This is a genomic window from Microvirga makkahensis (genome assembly GCF_009830105.1).
GTDB classification, from domain to species: domain Bacteria; phylum Pseudomonadota; class Alphaproteobacteria; order Rhizobiales; family Beijerinckiaceae; genus Microvirga; species Microvirga makkahensis.
The window spans coordinates 122,204-137,200 of the sequence record NZ_WURB01000010.1; the positions used below are offsets into that span (position 1 = coordinate 122,204).

The following is a 14,997-nucleotide window of genomic DNA, read 5'->3' on the forward strand; positions in this document are numbered from 1 at the left end:
AGGCAGGCCTCCTGCTCCTGAACGCGGAGATCCCTCACTGCGTGAAGCCGGCCCTCGCGAGGCAGTCCTGGACATAAGCCTTGCGGGTGGCCTTCACCTGCTGCCGCCATTTTACGGTCACGTTCTTGCCGGTCCGGTAAATCAGCCGGGCGTCCCGTTCGCAGGCCGCCTTATATGCTGCCCTCTGATCGGAGACGGCCGCTTCTCCTTGAGCCGGAGCCCCGCCCCACGTCTGCGCGGAAGCCCCCATCGAGCCGAGCGTTGTCATGACAAAAGCGATAGCGATGAAAATTTGCATGCCGGAGCTCCCGATCCTCAAAAATCTAGGATGGGGCTGGCACCGGACTGCGGCTATCGCTCTTAGGAATTACCCCTGACGCTCGATCGGAGCCGCGACCGGGCATGGCCTCTCCCCGGATCTCGCCTTGCCTTTCCGCCCTGCAACCATGCTATGGGGAAACCCACCTGAAGGGATCGCTTCGATGAGTACTGGAACCGCTTCATCCTTGACCCAAAGCGTCGCCCCCGTGACGGCGGAGGCGCATGTCACCGCCATCGGCTGGCTGAAGGGCACCGCCGCCTTCGGCCTCGGCGATGGCGGCGTGCTGCTCGCGAAGGACGGCGAGACCCACCGGGTCGAAGCCCATCCCGATGCCGGCGTTCTGGTGGGAGCAAGCGACGGCGAGCGCTTCGTGACCGGCGGCGACGACGGCCGCGTGGCCGTGACGGGGCCGGACGGCTCCACCCGGACCCTGGCGGAGGCCAAGGGCGCCTGGATCGACTCGCTGGCGCTCAGCGCCCATGGTGCCTTCGCCTATGCGGCGGGCAAGCGGGTCTTCGCCCGGGACGACAAGGGCCGCGAGAAGACGCTGGAGGTGCCCTCCACCGCCCGCGGCCTCGCCTTCGCGCCCAAGGGCTATCGCTTGGCCATCTCCCATTACAACGGGGCGACCCTGTGGTTCCCCAATGTGGAGGCGAAACCCGAGATGCTCGAGTGGAAGGGCTCGCATCTGGACGTGACCTGGTCGCCCGACGCCCGCTTCGTGGTGACCTCCATGCAGGAGAATGCGCTCCACGGCTGGCGGCTCATCCCCGACAAGGGCCACATGCGCATGAGCGGCTATCCCTCGAAGACGCGGTCCTTCTCCTGGTCCCATGACGGCAAGTGGCTGGCCACGTCCGGCGCGGACGCAGCCATCATCTGGCCCTTCGAAGCGAAGGAAGGCCCCATGGGCAAGGCGCCGCGCGAATGCGGCGTGCGGCCCGCGAGGGTCAGCCGCGTGGCGTTCCACCCTAACTCTCTTGTCCTGGCGGTCGCCTACGAGGACGGCGGCATCCTGCTCATTCGCCTCGCCGATGCCTCCGAGCTTCTGGTGCGCCCTGCCGTGGAGGGCAGCGGAGTCACGGCCATGGCCTGGGACAAGGCTGGTCGGCGCCTCGCCTTCGGCTGCGAGGACGGTCAGGCCGGTATCCTGACTCTGCCATGAGGTCGCCCATGGCACTGTTCGGCGCTTTCCTGAGAGGCACGTTCGGCCTTCCGAAACCCGAGCGGGAGGCCATCGAGCGCGTGAAGGAGATGGCGCGCACGGCGCTTCGGACCTCTCCCGAGACCGCCTTCGCCGTCAACGAAATCGCCTGCAACGATCCCGGCTGCCCCGGCATCGAGACGGTGATCCTGGTGATGGAGCCCGGGCAGAAGACCCGGGCGCTCAAGGTGCAAAAAGCCCTCGATGAGGTGACGGAACAGGATATCCTCGGCGCGCTTTGATCCTTGAGGAGGTCGCGCGTGTCACGGATCGTTCGGATCGTCGCCTTCGGCCTTGGGCTTCTCGGCGGCGTTACGGCCTCGCAGGGGCCCGAATATTCCCAGCAGTACCGCCAGCGCCTCGGCGGCGCGATCGACGAGCTCGGGCGCGTGATCGCGCAGTTCGACGCGAATGCGGCGGCCAATGGCGAGTCGCAGGACAGCGCCATCGCGCGGCTGCGCTCCAATCCCGACGATCTCGTGAGTCGCCAGGGCATCGCGATGCAGGGCAACGTCGAGCGCCTCGGCCGTCTCCAGGCCCATCGTCAGGCCATGATGCAGGCTGGTCCTTTCGCGCGCATCGCTCTCATGGTGCGCGACGGCGACCGGGATGTGATGGAGGCGGCCTTTCGGGATTTCGAGCCCGCCGTCCCGATGTCGGAAGAGGGCCTGCTTTCCGCCGCCATCGGCTTCGTCGCCGTGTGGGGCGGCACTCTGCTGCTGGCAGGATTCGTGCGCAGCCTGCGGCGAAGGCCTCGCAAGCCGGCCGCAGTAAGAGCCTGATCCCGAGCCCCGTAGGGTCGCACGAGGCGCCAAGTGAGCGCCAAGTGAGATTTGAAACCCGCCGAGGTGTCATCACCGGCCTTGTGCCGGCCATGACGAAGGGAGACGCATCGGGATGGATGGGACGAGCCCGGCCATGACACGGGAGCAGCTCACACCTTACGAGCGAACCGGCCCGCCGAAAAACGCGGCACATGAATGAGGGGAGACGGGTCGACGTGAGTGGAAACGGCTCTAAACCTTCCGCTCCGGTCTCCCGGCCAGCACTACGTAGAAGCCCAGCCCGTCGCTGGCGGGCAGGGTCTGCAGCCGGTCGATCCAGCCGCGCTTCCTGGCCTCCAGCAGCGCCTTGCCGATGGACTGGAAAAGCGTTTCGCCGCCCCCTTCCGGCGGCGGATCGAGGCGGACGGCGACCGACTTGGCATGGGCGAAGCGGCTGCGCTCCAGCATGTCCTGGAGCGACGCCGAAGCCTGCTCGCGGGATGCGCCGCGCAGGTCGAGAACGGCCTCGGCATCGACGACCCCGAGACCTCCGCGCAACTTGTTGGCGTAGAACTCCTCGAAATGAGGCATGGCGATCACTCCGCTCCTCGTCAGGCCCGGGGCGAGCCCGGACCTGACGTGCGCCGTCAGCGCACCAGAATGTTCCGGAACTGCCACGGATCGGAGGTGTCGATGTCCTCCGGGAAGAAACCGGGACGATCATCCAGCGGCGTCCAATCCGTGTAGTAGCCCTTCACAGGTCCGAGATACGGCATCTGCACCTCGAGGCAGCGGCGGAAATCGACATCGTCCGCCTCCACGATGCCTGCATTCGGATTCTCAAGCGCCCATACCATACCGGCGAGCACGGCGGAGGTCACCTGAAGGCCGGTGGCGTTCTGATAGGGGGCGAGCTTGCGGGCCTCCTCGATGGAGAGCTGCGAGCCGTACCAGTAAGCGTTCTTGCCATGGCCGTAGAGGAGCACGCCGAGTTCGTCACACCCGTCCATGATCTCATCCTCGGTGAGGATGTGAGACGTCTCCTGTACGTTGCCGGCATTGCCGAACATCTCGTGCAGAGACAGCACGGCGTCGTTCGCCGGGTGGTAGGCGTAGTGGCAGGTCGGACGGTAGGCGACCTTGTCGCCTTCGCGCACCGTGAAGTAATCCGCGATCGAAATCGCCTCGTTATGCGTGACCAGGAAACCGTATTGCGGGCCCGGTGTGGGGCACCAAGTGCGTACCCGCGTATTCGCGCCCGGCTGGAGCAGGTAGATCGCGGCGCCGCAGCCCTTGTCGTGGGTGCGGGCGTTCTCCGGCATCCACGTCTCGTGCGTGCCCCAGCCGAGCTCGGCCGGTTGCAGGCCTTCCGCCACAAAGCCTTCCACCGACCAAGTGTTCACGAACACGCCCATGGGCTTCGGCTTTTCCGCGCGTTGCGTGTCGCGCTCAGCGATGTGAATCCCCTTCACGCCGACTCGGCTCATGAGCCTTGCCCATTCCTCGCGGGTCGCGGGCACCCCGACCTCAAGCCCCAGGTCCTTTGCTACGTTGAGCAGCGCCTGTTTCACGAACCAGGAGACCATGCCGGGATTGGCGCCGCAGCAGGACACAGCCGTCGTTCCACCGGGGGATTGGCGGCGCGCCTCGAGGATGTTCTCGCGCAGCATGTAGTTGGTGCGCTCCGCGGGGTCCGCGCTCTTGTTCTGGTAGAAGCCGACCCATGGCTCGGCCACGGTGTCGATGTAGAGCGCGCCGATCTCGCGGCAGAGCTCCATGATGGCGCGCGAGGAAGTGTCCACCGAGACGTTGACGCAGAAGCCCTGTCCGCCGCCCTCCGTGAGCAGAGGCGTCAGGATCTCGCGGTAGTTCTCGACTGTCAGGGCTTCCTTGACCAGGGTGATGCCGCGCACGTCGAGCATGCTGCGGTCCGTATCGACGGGATCGATGACCGTGAAGCGGTTCTTGTCGAACTCGAAATGCCGCTCGATCAGAGGCAGCATGCCTTTGCCGATCGAGCCGAAGCCGATCATGACGATCGGGCCGGTGATGCGGCCGTGAACGGGCCAAGTGGTCATCGATGGTTCTCCTTACGAAATCCTGAGAGGAAGAGAGATGTGTCTCCGGGTCAGACGGTTGTGGCGGCATCTAGGATTGAGGAGCCCCCGGGGTCAATGCCCGCGCCCTTGTCCTGGCTTCGTATCGTGGTTTCCGACGGAGCGCGGACGCTGAGGAGACAAGAAGAACGCCAGACATGGATTTAGGGCTCGACATTGCGAAACAAGACCTCGTGAGCGGGTGACAGGCGCATCGTTCGACACGGCCCTTCGGGTCCGCAAGAAGCGCGAGGACAGCGTGCCATGGCCGTCCCCGGACGTGATCCGGAGATCAGTCCCGGCCATCGCGCCTCATGAATCGGGATCACCGGCACAAGGCCGGTGACGACATGGAGGAGCGGGCGAAGAACCCGGTCCGTACGATGCGCTGCCCCGATCACCGCCGGCTTCGCCTTCATGCTGCCCGATCCGGGAGCCGCTTGGCGGCGCCTGGACGAGGCTTGGCCGATCAGGCTGTGGGCCGCAGCAGGCCGGGCAGCCGTCCTTGAGCGGCGGCGGCGACCAAGGCGCCGAGATCCGGCTTGTCCTCCACGGCGCCCGTCGCGGAGACGAGGCCGCGCGCGCCGTCGAGAGACCCGGCCTCGAGCTCGAGCGCGAGGAAGCGGCTGCGCTCGTAAGGCCCGGGGAGCCAGAGGGACCCGGTCTTCTGCGTGGAGAAGCCGAAGCGCGCATAATAGGGCGCATCGCCCACCAGCAGCACTGCCTTGTGGCCGAGAGCGGCCGCGCGGCCCAGCGCTTCGCGCATGAGCTTTCCGCCGAGGCCGAGGCTCTGCAGCGCGGGATCGATGGCAATGGGGCCGAGCATGAGCGCGGGGCGGTTCGGACCGGCGCAGACGTGCCACAGGCGCACGGTGCCGGCGAGCGCGCCATCGCATTCGACGACAAGGGCCAAGCCATCGGCGGGCTTGCGCCCTTCACGCAGGCGCTCGCACGTCTTCTGGAAGCGGGCGGGCCCGAAGCAAGCATCGAGCAGGGCTTCCCGTGCCTCGGTATCGTGGAAGGATTCATCGCGAATCGTGATCATGGCCGTGGCCTCCCAAGCGTTGGGTGAGCGACAGCCCTCGCACCTGCACGACATCCCATGCAGGCCGTCCGGGACAACTTCTGTGAGGTTGGTGCCTGCCTCGGTGGAGCGAGGCAGGCGGGACGTGAGTTAGATCACGTAGGACTTCAGAGGCGGGAAGCCGTTGAACGCCACCGCCGAGTAGGTGGTGGTGTAGGCGCCCGTGCCCTCGATCAGCACCTTGTCGCCGATCTCCAGCGAGACGGGAAGCGGATAAGGCTCCTTCTCGTAGAGGACGTCGGCCGAGTCGCAGGTGGGACCCGCGAGCACGCACGGCGCCATGTGGTCGTCGTCGCGCTCCGTGCGGATCGGGTAGCGGATCGACTCGTCCATGGTCTCGGCGAGACCGCCGAACTTGCCGATGTCGAGATAGACCCAGCGCACCTCGCCCTCGTCGCGGCTCTTCTTCGAGACGAGGACGACCTCGGCCTCGATGATGCCGGCATTGCCGACCATGCCGCGGCCCGGCTCGATGATCGTTTCCGGAATGCGGTTGCCGAAATGCTTCGACAGCGCGCGGAAGATCGACTCGCCGTAGGCCTCCACCTGAGGAATCGTCTTCAGGTACTTCGTCGGGAAGCCGCCGCCGAGATTGACCATCGACAGGTGAATGCCGCGATCGGCGCATTCACGGAAGATCGCGGAGGCAGAGCCAAGAGCCTGGTCCCAAGCTTCCGTGTTGCCCTGCTGCGAACCCACGTGGAAGGACACGCCGTAGGCTTCCAGACCCTGGCGAACCGCATGCTCGAGCACGTCGACGGCCATCTCCGGCACGCAACCGAACTTGCGGGAGAGCGGCCACTCGGCGCCGGCGCCGTCGCACAGGATGCGGCAGAACACCTTCACCTCGGAAGCAGCAACGCCGGCGGTCGCAGCGGCGCGGGCGACCTTCTCGACCTCGGCCTCGCAATCGACCGCATAGAGGCGCACGCCGATCTCGAGGGCGCGAGCGATGTCGCGCTCCTTCTTGATCGTGTTGCCGAAGGAGATTCGGTCGGGCGTGGCGCCGGCGGCGAGCGCAAGCTCGATCTCGACGACAGAGGCCGTGTCGAAGCACGAGCCGAGATCGGCAAGGAGCTTGAGCACCTCCGGAGCCGGGTTCGCCTTCACGGCGTAGAACACGCGCGTGTCGGGGAGCGCACGGGCAAACTTGGAGTAGTTGTCGCGCACGACATCAAGGTCGACGACGACGCAGGGGCCGTCCTCACGTCGGTTGCGCAGAAATTCGCGAATGCGCTCAGTCATGGCGCTCTCCCCACCAAAGGTTCAATGGAGGTCTTTAAGCCTCCGGATTGAAATCTGGACGGTCAGATCCTTCTGCCGTCCGGCGTCAGCGAGGGAAGATGCATCCCGCTTCGTGCGATGGAGACACGAGAAGCGTGAGATGGGCTCTTCACCCGACGATGCTGCCTTGGATTGGATGGGGATTCCCCGTCCGCACGCCCGGCAATGAGAAACAAGCCTCTTCGGTGCCGACCTTTGGAGGGCCGGCGAGACCAAAAAAGCCCGTTCGTCGTTGCTTTAAGTCACGTCCCCCGTTGAGAACGAGGTGCGCCGGTTTCGCCTCCGGCTGCCGGTTAGGGGTAGTCGAGAACTAGATTCGCTCTCGGGCGGCTGTCCGGCCTCTTGTCCGGATGCCCACCAACCGGCACGCGACCACAGGCACGTGCGAATTTGGGCAGGGATGAGATAAGACCATTCGCCCCGGATCACAAGAGCCTTTCGAGGCTTCCTCGCAATTTTTTAACCCTGCTTCCGCAGGGGAATGGCGACGCTTCCGTTCAGCCCCTATTAAGAGGCCGAAGCTCAACCATCTGAGGCTTACGGCGTCCTCAGGGCCGCCCTCCTTCTCGCCGATTCAGGACAGACAGTCTCACAGCCATGCTCCATTCCTCCCGTCGCGCCTTTCTGCAAAGCCTGCTCGCTGCCACCGCGCTCTCCGCCTGGGGCGGAGATGCTTTCGCGCAAGCTCCGCAGAACGGCGTTCCGGAGCCGGATCCGTTCGAGTTCGAGGACGTGGTGCGCCGGGCGCGGGAATTGGCGAGCGTTCCGTTCGAGGCTCCGCCCGCGCAGCTGCCTGAACCGCTCAACCGGCTGAGCTTCGACGATTACCGCGATATCCGCTTCCGCGGGGACAAAGCGCTGCTCGCCACCGGAAACGGCCCGTTCCGGCTGCATTTGTTCCACCTCGGCTTCCTTTATCAGCGCCCTGTGACGGTCAACGTCATTCGCGAGGGCGTGCCGACGCCGGTGCCGTATCAGCGCGAGCTGTTCGATTACGGCCGCAACAAGATCGACCGCCCCTTGCCGGTCAATCTCGGCTTTGCCGGTTTCCGGCTGCACTATCCGCTCAACAGCCCGAAGGTGTTCGACGAGCTGATCGCCTTTCTCGGCGCGAGCTATTTCCGATTCCTCGGGCGGGACCAGAAATACGGCCTCTCGGCGCGGGGACTCGCCATCAACGTGGAAGGCGGGGAGCAGGAGGAGTTTCCGCATTTCCGCGAGTTCTGGATCGAGATGCCCAGACCCGACAGCGAACGTGCGACGGTCTATGCTCTCCTCGACAGCCCTTCCGTCGCAGGAGCCTATCGTTTCGAAATCTATCCGTCGGAGGAAACCACGCTCGACATCACGGCCGTGCTCTTCCCGCGCCAGCGCATCGAGAACGTGGGCCTGGCGCCGCTCACCTCGATGTTTTTCGAGGGGGAGAACGATCGCAAGCCCACGGACGATTTCCGCCTCGAGCTGCACGATTCGGACGGACTTCTCATGCACTCCGGCGCGGGCGAGTGGATCTGGCGCCCCCTGCGCAACCCGGCTGCCAAGACCATTTCGTCCTTCTCCGACAACAATCCGCGCGGCTTCGGCCTGATGCAGCGGGACCGGGTGTTCGAGAACTACCAGGATCTGGAAGCCTATTACCACCAGCGCCCCGGCTACTGGGTGGAACCGGTGGGCGATTGGGGCGAAGGCTGGGTGGAGCTGGTGGAGCTGCCGACGCCGGACGAGACGCACGACAACATCGTGGCCTATTGGCAGCCCAACCGTCCCTACGAGCCCGGCCAGGAGATCACCTTCTCCTATCGCCTGAGGGCGGCGGCAGCCATCGGCTCCATGCATCCGGGCGGCAAGGCGATCAACACCTTCCAGACCCCGCCCCGTGCCAGCGGCTCGAACGCGCCGAGCGACCGCACGCACCGCCGCTTCATCGTCGATTTCGCCGGAGGCGAGCTGGGCTACTACTTCGACGCCCCCGATCAGGTGCAGCTGGTTCCCTCTACCTCCGTAGGCCGGATCACCAACACCTTCCTCATGCCCAACGACCACATCAACGGCTTCCGCGCCGCCATCGACGTGAAGCTGGAGCCCGGCCAGTCCACGGACCTGCGCGCCTTCCTGCGCGCAGGAAACCGGGCGCTGACGGAAACCTGGATCTATCCCTGGTCGGTGGAGTGACGGAACTGCCTCCGCCGTCTCGGACGGCGTGCTCCGATGAGGAGCCCGATCGGGTAGGTGGGCCGGAGAAGAGCGCCAGACCCCAAGGGTGAGGCCCTTGCCAAGCGTCGTGGAACCGCGCAGAACCGTGACCTGACTTGAGCGCGCAGGAGCCGTCTGCGCGGAAGCGGGGCGAATACGATGAAACGGTATGTCTGGGCAGCTGGGCTCTTGATGGCGTTGTCGAGCTGGAGCACGAGTCCCGCCGCAGCGCAGGATGCGCTGCGGGAGGTCACCTTCGGCACCAACTGGCTCGCTCAGGGAGAGCATGGCGGCTACTATCAGGCGCTTGCGGACGGCACTTACGAGAAGCACGGATTGAAGGTCACCATCGTACCGGGCGGTCCGCGCGCCAGCAATCGCATGCTCATGAGTGTCGGCAAGCTGGACTTCTACATGGGCGGCAACCTCATCCAGGCCTTCTCGGCCGTGGAGAGGAACATTCCGACCATGGTGGTCGCCGCCCATTTCCAGAAAGAGCCGCAGATCCTGATGAGTCACCCGGGCCAGGACCTCGACAGGTTCGAAGATCTCAAGAGATCGAACGACATCCTGCTCTCGAAGGACGGCGCTGCCACCTTCTTCCAATGGATGAAGGCGGAGTTCGGATTCAAGGACGAGCAGGTGAAGCCCTATGGGTTCAACCCGGCGCCCTTCATCGCCAACAGCCGGGCCGTCCAGCAGGGCTATGCCACGTCCGACCCGCTGGTGATCGAGAAGGCGGCGGGCTTCAAGCCCAACGTGTTCCTGCTCGCCGATCACGGATTCAGCACCTATTCGACCACCGTCGAGACCCGTCGCGACCTGGTGGAGAAGGATCCCGATCTCGTGCAGCGCTTCGTCGATGCCTCCACGATCGGCTGGTACAATTATCTGTATGGCGACAACCGACCGGCGAACGCGCTCATCAAGCGCGACAATCCCGAGATGACGGACGAAATCCTCGCCTATGCCGTGGCGAAGATGAAGGAATACGGCATCGTCGATTCGGGCGATGCGCACAAGCTCGGCATCGGCGCCATGTCGGATGCACGCATGAGGGATTTCTTCGACAAGATGGTGAAAGCCGGCCTCTTCAAGCCGGATCTCGACTACACGAAGGCCTACACGCTCCGCTTCGTCAACAAGGGCGTGGGGCTGGAACTGAGGAAGTAACCGGCATCGGCCTCGTCAGGCGCCGCGCATCCCATGAACGCCCCGATCCTCGTTTCTCTCGGCCGCGTCGGAAAGGTCTTCGCCAATGGCGTGACGGCCCTCGACGGGCTCGACCTGGATGTCCGCGAGGGCGATTTCCTGTCCCTCCTCGGCCCATCCGGCTGCGGGAAATCGACGGTGCTGCGCCTCATCGCGGGCCTCACGGAGCCGACGTCCGGAATTGTGACCTGGCCCGGCTCTTCCGACGCGGACCATCGCGGCGAGGTCGGCTTCGTGTTCCAGGAGCCGACCCTGATGCCCTGGGCCAATGTGGCGGACAATGTGTGGCTGCCGCTGCGCCTGCGCGGCGTTTCCCGACGCGAGGCCAAGGACCGCATCGCGGAGAGCCTCGCTCTCGTGCGTCTGGAGGATTTCGCGAAGGCTTACCCGCGCGAACTCTCCGGCGGCATGAAGATGCGTGTCTCGATTGCCCGGGCGCTCAGCGTGAGGCCGCGACTTCTCCTCATGGACGAGCCCTTCGCTGCCCTCGACGAGATCACGCGCTTCAAGTTGAACGACGACCTTCTAGAAGCGCGGAGAGAGCTGAACTGCACCATCGTGTTCGTGACCCATTCGGTTTACGAGAGCGCCTATCTGTCGAGCCGCATCGCCGTTCTGTCACCGCGCCCGGGACGGGTCGTCGCCGAGATCGCGGGCGCATCCCCCTGGGAACGGAGCGGCGATTTCCGAACGAGCCTCGCCTATTCGGATCTGTGCCGGCAGGCGTCGCGGGCCCTGACGAGCAGCATGACGGGCGAGAGGCTGCAATGACCCGCGATCCTCTCAAGCTCGCCCTGCCGCTCGCGGTTTTCGTCATGGCCATCGCAGGATGGGAGATCTATGTGCGCGCCGCCGATGTGCCGCCCTATATCCTGCCTGCGCCGAGCCTGATCGCGGCGACGATGAAAGCCGACTGGCCGCTTCTGTCGGCTTCTCTTCTGGTCACGCTGAAGACTACTCTCGCTGCCCTCGTTCTGGCGGTCTTCGGCGGTGTGACCCTGGCGGCTGCGTTGAGCCTCTCGCGCATCGTCGAGTATTCTCTCTATCCCTTCGCCGTCGTGCTGCAGGTCACGCCCGTCATCGCCATCGCGCCGCTGCTGCTCATCTACATGCCGCAGGACGTGGCGGTGCTGGCCTGTGCGTGGCTCGTCGCGTTCTTCCCGATTCTCTCCAACACGATGCTGGGGCTTCAGTCGGTCGACCGGAATCTGCTGGAGCTGTTCCGGCTCTATGGCGCTCCCGCGCACGAGGGTTGGAGCGCGCGGTTGGGCTCCCGGTTGAAGGCCTTCTGGTATCTGCGCCGCCCCGCCGCCCTGCCCGCTTTCCTCGCAGGCCTGCGCATCGCGGGCGGCCTCTCCCTGATCGGAGCCGTCGTCGCGGAAATGGCGGCCGGATCCGCAGGAGCCGGATCCGGATTGGCCTATCGCATCATCGAAAGTCAATACCGGCTCAATATTCCGCGCCTCTTTGCGGCACTCGTCCTCCTGGCGCTGATGGGCGTTATCCTGTTTCTCGCCTTGAGCGCCCTGACCAGGATTCTGCTGCGACATTGGCACGAAAGCGCTCTGCCCAGGGAGGCTTGATGCGAGATCTGTTGATGGCAACGGATCTGTCATCGAAACGTCATGACTTCCTGCTCATCATGCTACGACTGATGCACCAGAGGGGCATTGCATGGACAAGGACACCATTCATCCCGGCGTGAAAAGCGTCGGCTGGGCTCTCGTCCAAGCAGCCCGCCTCCATCGCAGCCGCACGGGCGACAAGCTCTCCGAACTCGGACTCTTCGCGGGCCAGGAGCAGGTTCTTCAGGCCCTAGCCAACGCCGGTCCCATGACCATGGGCGATCTCGCCGCCATTCTTCGCGTACGCCCGCCGACAGCCTCCAAGACCGTATCCCGCCTCTCCTCCCTCAAGCTGGTCGAGCGGCACACGGAGCCGGGCGATGCGCGCATCGTACGCGTCAAGCTCACCAAAGAGGGCAAGCGCAAGGCTGCGGCCATCGATGCTCTCTGGGAGGAGGTGGAGGCCGAGCTTCTCGCAGGATTCGACAACAAGGACCGCAAGCGCCTGCGCAAGCTGCTGCGCAAGGCCGCGAAGAACCTCGCCGGCATCACGGGCGCCGATCAGACCGGCTTCGAGACCGATGAAGATCTCGAGGATCTGGGCTCGGAGGAGCCCGAGCTCGCCGCCACCGCCTGAGCTGTCCAAGGCTCATTTCCGCTGACGCCGCACGGTCTATCGCATCCGGCCGCAACTTGCTCTATCGTGATGTCACGAAGAGCAGGAACGGATCCTTTCGCATGAGCGATGCACCCGTCAGCACCCTTCCTGGAATCGGCCCCGTCACCCGGGGACGGCTGGAGGAGGCCGGTATCCGCACGGTGTCCGATCTCAGAGCCATCGGCTCCGTGGCGGCCTATCGCCGTCTCAAGTTCATGCTCCCTCGCCAGGTGAGCCTTAACGCCCTCTATGGGCTCGAAGCCGCCCTACGCGGTTATCATTGGCTCGATCTGCCCCAGGATGTGAAAACAGCCCTTCAAAGGGAGGCCCGCCTCGTCGAGAAGGGCCTTCCGAAGAGACCCGCATCACGCTGCACGATTGCCTGAAGACCAGAGAAGAAGCACCATGAGCAAAACCGACGTCCTCATGACCGCTCCGATGATGCCCATCGTCATCGAGGCGCTCGACGAAGCCTTCAATCTCCACCGGCTTTGGGAGCATGAGGATCGCGAGCAATATCTGAGCGAGATCGGCCCGCGCATCCGCGGCGTCGCCACCAGCACCCTCTACGGCCGGATGGATGCGGCTCTGTTCGAGCGCCTGCCGAATCTCGAGATCGTGTCGAGTTTCGGCGTGGGCTACGACAACGTGGATGTCACCGAGGCCGCCGGGCGAAGCATCATTGTCACCAACACGCCGGACGTGCTCAACGATGAAGTGGCGGATCTCACCCTGGGCCTGCTTCTCGCCACCCTGCGCAAGATTCCTCAGGCGGACCGTTACCTGCGCGAGGGGCGCTGGCTGGAGGCGCCCTTTCCTCTCTCGCCGACTCTTCGCCAGCGGAAGATCGGGATCGTCGGTCTCGGGCGCATCGGCAAGGCCATCGCAAAGCGCCTGGAAGGTTTCGACGTCAGCATCGCCTATCACGGCCGCACGCGGCAGGAGGGCGTCGCGTATGCCTATCATCCGACGCTCGTCGGTCTGGCCGAAGCCTGCGACGTGCTGGTCGTGATCACCCCGGGCGGTGCCTCGACGAAGCACCTCGTCAACGCGGACGTCCTGAAGGCGCTTGGTCCGAACGGCGTTCTCATCAACGTAGCACGCGGCAGCGTGGTCGATGAACGGGCGCTGATCGAGGCGCTGAGATCGCGCACGATCCTGACCGCGGGCCTCGACGTCTATGAGGACGAACCACGCGTCCCACAGGAACTGATCGAGATGGAGCAGGTCGTGCTTCTGCCCCACATCGCCTCGGGTTCCGTCCACACGCGCAACGCCATGGGCCAGCTGGTGGCCGACAATCTCATCGCATGGTTCGAAGGGCGTGGACCGTTGACGCCGGTTTCGGAAACGCCCTGGAACGGTCTGACCAAGTCATAAGCCCCCTTCCCGTGCACTTGCCTCAGCGGTAAAGCGTTCTCGTCAAGCTTTGCCTCGGCGTCTCGCCGAAGGTCTGCCGGTAGAGACTGGCGAACTCGCCCATGTGGTTAAAGCCGCAACTCAGCGCGATCTCCGTCACAGTCCCATGGATCGGGTCTGCCCTGAGAAGCGCCTCATGCGCGCGCTGCAGCCGCACCGCTCGGAGAAATCCCATCGGCGTGGTGTTGCGGAAATTCTGAAATCCGTTCTGCAGGCTCCTCGCACTGACGCCGGCTTGGGCCGCGATGTCGGCCAGGGACAGCGGCTCGGCGAAATGCGCTTCGATATAAACTTCCGCTCTTTTCACATAGTACGGAGCGGCCGCGGGCTGGGGCCGGAGCAGCGCGTCGGAGTAGGTGTGAGAGTGACTGAGGAGAAAGCCGGTCAGCACCGTCTGCTCGAGTTGCTGACGGGCGGCGGGTATGGTCCGGAACAATGAGTGTGGGTTTGCAAGCTCGGCGGTGGCATATTGGAACAGCCGCATCCAGCTTTGTCCACTGGCACTGCTCAGATCGAAGCCGGTGTCGAACCGGAGATCCCTGTCGAGGTCACGAGCCAGCAGCCTCGTGCAGTATTCCGCCGCCTTGCGTAGATTCATCACGAGAATGGAGGTCACGCAATCGTCGAAATAGCTCAGAGTTCTGGGATCCCCGGCGGTCAGTACGAGCCCACGCTGGTCGGAAACCTCGAACTCTTGCCCGTCCATGGCCATGCGAGCTTTCCCCTTGGGGGCCAAGACAAAACCCACCCGCTCATCCATCGACTTGTATTGGATATTGACCCCGACCGAGCACCCATAGCCCACCACAAAGGTACAGAAATCCTGCGAGCCATGGACGCGGAAAGCCCCGTCGAATGCACCGCCCCTGTCTAACGGTCTCAGCCTGTTGGGGGTCATCAGCGAACTTGTGAGATCCTCCATCTCATCAAGCTGAGATGATCTGACCGTAAGATCGATTACAGAGCCATCGTGAGCGACAGGCGTTGTGCCGGGGCCGTTTGTCGACTTCGGAAACGTCGTCTGTTCCAGATCCGGGGAAGCACCTGCCATGATCCTGCCCGTCTCGACAGTCAATCCCAGGACTTTTGGCTCTATTGGTGCATCTTCTGGGTGAACCGTTCGCGCAAGAGTACGATATCCGCGTTTTTCCGACAAGTCTTGCGCCACTCCGATTTCCGCTGCGGAAGACGGATGG

General features: G+C 64.5%; 16 protein-coding genes. 10 read left to right on the forward strand and 6 right to left on the reverse strand.

Annotated elements, in window-relative coordinates:
* Positions 1 to 34: 34 nt before the first annotated feature.
* Complete coding sequence (locus GR328_RS15325; protein ID WP_160885391.1) at positions 35 to 298, reverse strand: hypothetical protein; 264 nt, start codon at positions 296 to 298, stop codon at positions 35 to 37.
* A gap of 184 nt (positions 299 to 482) precedes the next feature.
* Here GR328_RS15325 and GR328_RS15330 point away from each other — a divergent pair, with 184 nt between their 5' ends.
* From GR328_RS15330 to GR328_RS15340, 3 genes are read left to right on the forward strand one after another with little or no spacing between them, the layout of a single operon-like run.
* On the forward strand, positions 483 to 1,487 hold the full coding sequence (locus GR328_RS15330; RefSeq protein ID WP_160885392.1) for a WD40 repeat domain-containing protein: 1,005 nt from the start codon (positions 483 to 485) through the stop codon (positions 1,485 to 1,487).
* A gap of 8 nt (positions 1,488 to 1,495) precedes the next feature.
* Positions 1,496 to 1,768 (forward strand): hypothetical protein, encoded by a 273-nt coding sequence (locus tag GR328_RS15335; RefSeq protein ID WP_160885393.1) that lies wholly within the window; start codon positions 1,496 to 1,498, stop codon positions 1,766 to 1,768.
* 18 nt (positions 1,769 to 1,786) lie between these two features.
* Entirely contained in the window at positions 1,787 to 2,308 is a 522-nt protein-coding gene (locus GR328_RS15340; protein WP_160885394.1) for a DUF2937 family protein, read from the forward strand.
* A gap of 234 nt (positions 2,309 to 2,542) precedes the next feature.
* On the opposite strand, the gene GR328_RS15345 is transcribed toward GR328_RS15340, so the two are convergent.
* The 4 genes from GR328_RS15345 to GR328_RS15360 all read right to left on the reverse strand — a co-directional run bounded on the left by GR328_RS15345 (position 2,543) and on the right by GR328_RS15360 (position 6,715).
* Positions 2,543 to 2,881: a hypothetical protein gene (locus GR328_RS15345; protein WP_160885395.1), complete on the reverse strand. Its 339-nt coding sequence runs from the start codon at positions 2,879 to 2,881 to the stop codon at positions 2,543 to 2,545.
* A 56-nt stretch (positions 2,882 to 2,937) separates the two neighbouring features.
* Positions 2,938 to 4,368: a homospermidine synthase gene (locus GR328_RS15350; protein ID WP_160885396.1), complete on the reverse strand. Its 1,431-nt coding sequence runs from the start codon at positions 4,366 to 4,368 to the stop codon at positions 2,938 to 2,940.
* Between the two features lie 487 nt (positions 4,369 to 4,855).
* Positions 4,856 to 5,431, reverse strand: a complete 576-nt coding sequence (locus tag GR328_RS15355) for a GNAT family N-acetyltransferase (RefSeq protein WP_160885397.1) — start codon at positions 5,429 to 5,431, stop codon at positions 4,856 to 4,858.
* Between the two features lie 129 nt (positions 5,432 to 5,560).
* Complete coding sequence (locus GR328_RS15360) at positions 5,561 to 6,715, reverse strand: type III PLP-dependent enzyme (RefSeq protein ID WP_160885398.1); 1,155 nt, start codon at positions 6,713 to 6,715, stop codon at positions 5,561 to 5,563.
* Positions 6,716 to 7,351: 636 nt separating this feature from the next.
* On the opposite strand from GR328_RS15360, the gene GR328_RS15365 reads away from it, so the two are divergent.
* From GR328_RS15365 to GR328_RS15395, 7 genes are all read left to right on the forward strand, one after another.
* Entirely contained in the window at positions 7,352 to 8,926 is a 1,575-nt protein-coding gene (locus tag GR328_RS15365) for an OpgD/OpgG family glucan biosynthesis protein (protein WP_160885399.1), read from the forward strand.
* Positions 8,927 to 9,106: 180 nt separating this feature from the next.
* Positions 9,107 to 10,120 (forward strand): ABC transporter substrate-binding protein, encoded by a 1,014-nt coding sequence (locus tag GR328_RS15370; protein WP_160885400.1) that lies wholly within the window; start codon positions 9,107 to 9,109, stop codon positions 10,118 to 10,120.
* Positions 10,121 to 10,153: 33 nt separating this feature from the next.
* Positions 10,154 to 10,930 (forward strand): ABC transporter ATP-binding protein, encoded by a 777-nt coding sequence (locus GR328_RS15375; protein WP_160885401.1) that lies wholly within the window; start codon positions 10,154 to 10,156, stop codon positions 10,928 to 10,930.
* Positions 10,927 to 11,742: an ABC transporter permease gene (locus GR328_RS15380; RefSeq protein WP_160885402.1), complete on the forward strand. Its 816-nt coding sequence runs from the start codon at positions 10,927 to 10,929 to the stop codon at positions 11,740 to 11,742. Before GR328_RS15375 ends, GR328_RS15380 begins: the two co-directional genes overlap by 4 nt.
* Positions 11,743 to 11,833: 91 nt before the next feature.
* Positions 11,834 to 12,361, forward strand: coding sequence for a MarR family winged helix-turn-helix transcriptional regulator (locus GR328_RS15385; protein WP_160885403.1), 528 nt, complete (start codon positions 11,834 to 11,836; stop codon positions 12,359 to 12,361).
* Positions 12,362 to 12,462: 101 nt separating this feature from the next.
* The gene (locus GR328_RS15390) at positions 12,463 to 12,768 is read left to right on the forward strand and encodes a TfoX/Sxy family DNA transformation protein (RefSeq protein ID WP_160885404.1); all 306 of its coding nucleotides are present in this window, start codon (positions 12,463 to 12,465) and stop codon (positions 12,766 to 12,768) included.
* Between the two features lie 19 nt (positions 12,769 to 12,787).
* Entirely contained in the window at positions 12,788 to 13,762 is a 975-nt protein-coding gene (locus GR328_RS15395; protein ID WP_160885405.1) for a 2-hydroxyacid dehydrogenase, read from the forward strand.
* Between the two features lie 22 nt (positions 13,763 to 13,784).
* Here GR328_RS15395 and GR328_RS15400 read toward each other — a convergent pair whose 3' ends face one another.
* The gene (locus GR328_RS15400; RefSeq protein ID WP_160885406.1) at positions 13,785 to 14,969 is read right to left on the reverse strand and encodes an AraC-like ligand-binding domain-containing protein; all 1,185 of its coding nucleotides are present in this window, start codon (positions 14,967 to 14,969) and stop codon (positions 13,785 to 13,787) included.
* Positions 14,970 to 14,997: the final 28 nt, after the last annotated feature.